At 52.0% G+C, this 3,576-nt stretch carries 3 protein-coding genes; 2 read left to right on the top strand and 1 reads right to left on the bottom strand.

Annotation, left to right across the window (positions count from 1 at the left end; translation table 11 throughout):
• Nucleotides 1–64: 64 nt before the first annotated feature.
• On the bottom strand, nucleotides 65–1,291 hold the full coding sequence (locus tag ABYT30_RS17055) for a CaiB/BaiF CoA transferase family protein (protein WP_373081264.1): 1,227 nt from the start codon (nucleotides 1,289–1,291) through the stop codon (nucleotides 65–67).
• 249 nt (nucleotides 1,292–1,540) lie between these two features.
• Here ABYT30_RS17055 and ABYT30_RS17060 point away from each other — a divergent pair, with 249 nt between their 5' ends.
• Both ABYT30_RS17060 and ABYT30_RS17065 read left to right on the top strand, forming a co-directional pair.
• On the top strand, nucleotides 1,541–2,578 hold the full coding sequence (locus ABYT30_RS17060; protein WP_373081266.1) for an alpha/beta hydrolase: 1,038 nt from the start codon (nucleotides 1,541–1,543) through the stop codon (nucleotides 2,576–2,578).
• A gap of 116 nt (nucleotides 2,579–2,694) precedes the next feature.
• The coding region (locus ABYT30_RS17065) for an aldo/keto reductase (RefSeq protein WP_373097634.1) at nucleotides 2,695–3,576 on the top strand (882 nt) is incomplete at its 3' end.

The raw sequence follows: 3,576 nt of genomic DNA on the forward strand, positions 1-3,576 counted from the left end.
CCACCTGCGCGGAGTTAAGCGCTTGTCATTTAGGCTTTTCGAGCCTAAATGACTGGCGGCACTTTTAGGAAATTGCGCCGCAGGCTTTCAACTCTTCAATACGATCCCACTCCAAACCCATTTCCATTAAAAAGGTTTCGGTGTGCTCTGAGGCCTGAGGGCAGCGCGAGGTTTCTACCGCGGCGCCATCAAACTGCACGGGGTTGCGAACCAGTTTAATGGGTGCGCCGCCGTCTGAGGACTCCACTTCAAATAGCATATCGTTGGCTAAGGCCTGCTCATCAGTAGCCAAATCTAAAAGACTTTGCACTGGCGCCCACTGCCCTCTAAAGGTTCGCAGGTGTTCCCGCCAATAGGCAAAGGGCTGCTTCGCGAATGCCGCTTTAATTAGGTCGCTAGCCGCCTCATGGTTTTCCATAAGGCTTTTACCATTGGCAAAACGCGGGTCATCTGCGGCTTCAGGAACCCCAAGATGATTGAATAAATCACGCGCATAGGGGTCTGGGGTAAGAGTACAAAGATTAATAATACCGCCATCTGCGGTGGTGTAATTACCAACAAAGGGGTTACCCGGCATACCGCCCGACATGGGCATACGCATTCTCGGTATCATGCTGGTTTCTATTGCCTGATCAATACCTGCGCCTGCAGCCCACCAGCTGGTGCTGAGTAGAGATACGTCGATTTCTACGCCCTGACCAGTGCGCTCGCGGCGGAATAAGGCGGCAGCAATACCACCGGCGATATTCATACCGCCAATGGAGTCACCAAAGGCTGGTATTGGCTGCATAAATGCGCCGTCGATTTCCTCTGGTGTACAAGTATGGGCCAAACCGCCCCGAGTCCAGAAGGCAGTGCCGTCAAAGCCACCAGCTTCACGCTCTGGGCCTTTGTCGCCAAAGGCTGAGCCCCGCGCATAAATAATATTGGGGTTGGCTTTACGGATATGCTCAACATCGATGCCGAGTTTTTGCCTGGCTGCGGGTAAATAGTTAGTTAGGAAAACATCAGCGGTTTTGGCGATTTCATATATTAATTCGCGGCCCTCTTGCGTAGAGACATCTACGCCAACACTGCGTTTGCCGCGATTAGGATGCTCCATCAGGGTATTGCGATTAGGGTCTACCGTGACGCCCGCCACATTGACAAAGCCGCGCTGGGTATCGCCACGCACTGGGTGCTCGATTTTAATGACGTCAGCGCCCCAGTCCGCCAATACTGCACCCGCAGCCGGCACAAATGTAAATTGGGCTATTTCTAGCACCCGAACCCCTTCCATTACCTTGGTCATATCGCCCCCTAAACGTCGATCAATTATACATGAACCTAAAGTAACACTATTTATTAACTAAGTCTTCGTCAGTTATGCTTCAATTGTCAAATCCCTTAATGTACCGGTTTGCGCTCACCGACTGGGTTGTGAGGCGGCCTTTAGGCTCGCAGCCGGAAGGGCGAAACCTTGAAGTCGTGCAATTGCGCGCCACTTGCTATATTCATTGCACGGCTAAGTCATCATGACTCTATACAACAGGCAATCGCTATGCGTCTACGTAATCACCCCAAGTCCATTATTTTCACATTGATACTTATTGGCGCCATAGCCTACACCTACAGTTGGACCTACACCGATTATGGACGACTTGATTACCGGGCCGCGGTCTCACTACACCTGCTCAGTTTTGAACGACCCTATAAGCCCGACCCGAATAGCGATTTTGAGTTTGAACTGCCGATCAATCTTATTTATGCCTTTAGTGGCCTGCTTCCCAAAGCTGACATGGCGAGAACCGCAGACGTCGAAATTGCAGGGGATGGCGGACCAATACCGGCTCGAGTTTACTGGCCGCAAAGCCTGTCTGCTGAGTCAACGCCCCCAGCGCTTATCGTTTACTTTCACGGTGGCGGATTTATGGTTGGCAGTGTCGATATATTCGATCCGCTCGCGCGCTCAATCGCCAAAGCTACCGAGTCCATTGTGCTTTCGGTCGATTATCGCCTGGCGCCAGCTCACCCTTATCCTGCCGCCGTTAATGACGCGTATTCGGCATTGCAATGGGCCGCCGCTAACGCCGGTGAACTCGGCGCTGATGGCAATAAACTGATAGTCGCCGGTGACAGTGCTGGCGGTAATTTGGCAACCGTGACTGCGCTACAAGCGAAAGATAGAAACGGTCCGGCAATTACCGCGCAGATTCTCTACTACCCTGTTACCGACCTCAGCGCGAAAATCTACCCAAGTACGACCCACTTTATTGACGGTTACGGCCTTTCGACCAAGGCTCGCATTGCATTTAACACCTCGTACATCGGCCATATCGCGGACCCTACACACCCTTATATTTCGCCGCTCTACGCTGAAAATCTGTCTTCCATGCCTCCGGCACTCATTGTAACCGCTGGCTTCGACCCATTAACTGACGGCGTCAACGCTTATATAAAACGCTTAAAAGAATCCGGCGTGAACGTCACCGCGCAACATTACTCAGACACGATTCACGGCTTTATGAGTGTTGGTTTATTCTCCCAACAAAAAGACGCCCTCGAAGCAACCCGAACATTTTTATTGCAGGCCTTATAAAGTGAACGCTCTCAACATTACCTGCATTTTCATTGCGGGATTTGTTTTAAATTCAAACGCCAATAGCCGTGATTTCCAAGAAGTGGCGCAAGTGTTTATGTCTGAGGAATGACCTTATGGAATACCGACCGCTCGGCCGCAGCAATATACAAGTAAGTAGCGTTGGTCTTGGTGTGATGACTTTCGGTGCGCAGACCAAGGAAAAGGATGCCTTCGCTCAACTGGATATGGCTTTTGAAGCAGGTATTACCCTCTACGACACGGCGGAAAACTACCCTGCGCCGGTCCAAGCAGACACTCAGGGCCGCTCTGAAGAATTGCTCGGAAAATGGATAAAAAGCCGCAATGTTCGTGACCAAGTTGTGATCGCCACGAAGGTCGCTGGGCCAGGCAATGGCGCCGGTGATATGCGTCACCTTCGCGGCAGTGATCGCTGCCTTAATTCCGCTAACATCGACGCGGCGGTAAAGGCGAGTTTGCGGCGCTTGAATACTGATGTTATTGATTTGTACCAAGTCCATTGGCCAGAGCGACCTATCACCACTTTGCGCCGCTCCCGCTATTCGCATATCCCTGATACACCTGCACTGGTTCCCATAGAGGAAACACTCGGCGCATTAGCGGACCAAGTTCAAGCCGGCAACGTGCGGGAGATTGGTGTATGCAATGAATCTCCCTGGGGCGTCATGCATTACCTAGCACTGGCGGAGCAGCGTGGGCTCCCGCGCATTGCCAGCATTCAGAATAGCTACAGCCTTCTTGATCGCCTGTTCGAAGGCGGGCTTGCCGAAATCGCTCTGCGCGAGGACGTCGGTCTCATCGCCTACTCACCACTGGCGAGTGGCCTGCTGACCGGGAAATACGCCAACGCTAGCCCTATAGCGGGCAGCCGCTCCAGTTTATTCGATGGCTTTGAGAGCCGTTTTAAAAAGCCTGTGCTGGATGCAATGCAACACTATATTGAATTAGCAAAAGGGTTTGATGTTTCTCCCAGCGCC

Origin of the sequence: Zhongshania sp., assembly GCF_041623545.1 — a bacterium.
GTDB lineage: Bacteria > Pseudomonadota > Gammaproteobacteria > Pseudomonadales > Spongiibacteraceae > Spongiibacter.

Coding starts and splice junctions, on each gene's coding strand:
- ABYT30_RS17055 (WP_373081264.1), bottom strand. CDS start 1,291: ATGACCAAGGTAATGGAAGGGGTTCGGGTGCTAGAAATAGCCCAATTT.
- ABYT30_RS17060 (WP_373081266.1), top strand. CDS start 1,541: ATGCGTCTACGTAATCACCCCAAGTCCATTATTTTCACATTGATACTT.